This is a genomic window from Candidatus Obscuribacterales bacterium (genome assembly GCA_036703605.1).
Taxonomy (GTDB): Bacteria; Cyanobacteriota; Cyanobacteriia; order RECH01; family RECH01; genus RECH01.
This window is the reverse complement of the sequence record DATNRH010000208.1, coordinates 1-1,209: the sequence shown is the minus strand read 5'-3', so window position 1 is coordinate 1,209 and position 1,209 is coordinate 1. Positions and strand designations below refer to the sequence as shown.

Here is a 1,209-nt window from a genome sequence, read left to right as displayed (position 1 = left end):
CAATAGAAATCGGATGCTAGTCCCAAAAGTTTGAGTTGGTCACCTTTTCAAGAAAATGATCGACTCTAAAACTCAGGCAGATTAATGGTTTGAGCAGATCGCTTCTGAGGTGGTGGCGCGTCTTCTTCTTCCTCTGGCGGCATTGGGAGCAGGTGATCGGCCTCCTTGAGTCGGATGCGAATTTGGTCTTCCATATCGAGATTGGGTCGGCGGCTATGTTCTCTGCGTATCATGCGGTCGCGAATCGTTTCCCAGAGCCCTTCACACTCCTTTTTGAGGCGGCGATCGCGTTTTGGGATCGGGACTTGTTCATAGTGAATGGGGTACTGATTGAAGGCTGGGTTGATGTAAAGGCATTCACCGACGCCAAATCGCATGACTTCATCAGGCGTCATCAACTTCTTAGTGCGCACCTGCTCCGACGTAGAACGATTACGCCCCCAGTCATCGCCGTGACTGCGGCTGTAGGAGTGAGTTCTGAAGGTGACCTCCGTTTCGCCTAGCTCATCACTGTAGCGCTGAGCGGTTTGCACATCACCGGGATTGAACCAGAAGCGAGTGCTGCAGGCTGAGAGGAGTGCCTTGGCTTGTTCTTGCCCATAGGTTTCAACAATTTGGGGAAACGACTGAAAGCCAAAGATGCCAGTAAAGCCCTTAGAGCGATGTTGGTTGGGCCAATTAGGAGCCTGCGGCATGTAAATGGTGGGAAATTCGTCCGCACTAAAAATGAAGGGAGCCTGTCGCTGCACCGAACAGTTGAGATTGACAACGACATTGATGATGGCTGCCAGTAGGGGATTGATCACATCCTGGCGAAAAATGTCCGATTGAAAGGCCAACAGTTCCTTGCGTTCGAGGATAGCGGCGACATTGGTTGTCCCTAAAAGCGATTGCAATAGGTCTGGGGCCATGAATCGCGTGAGCACATCACTAGCCGTCGCTAGAATTCCAGATGCCGTTTTCTCACTCGAACCAGTACTGATGAACTGAGCAAAATTCACCTGAACAAAATAGGGTAATCGCTCTTGCTGAGCGGCATAGGACAGCCGCTGGACTAAATTGGGCAACTGCACCACACAAAATGCCATGGCCAGATCGGGATATTGGGTAGACTTAGCAAACTGAATCAGGGCTTGGATGAGCCGCTGTCCTGCTGGGCCAAAAAAGGCATCCGCTTTGCCACCGCCACGGGTGAGGTTGCGGTGGAAG

At 51.6% G+C, this 1,209-nt stretch carries 1 protein-coding gene; it reads right to left on the bottom strand.

All coding sequences use genetic code 11. From position 1 onward, the window contains the following. Nucleotides 1–65 precede the first annotated feature (65 nt). Nucleotides 66–1,209 (bottom strand): TraM recognition domain-containing protein (locus tag V6D20_04440; protein HEY9815041.1); only part of this gene is annotated, 1,144 nt, incomplete at its 5' end.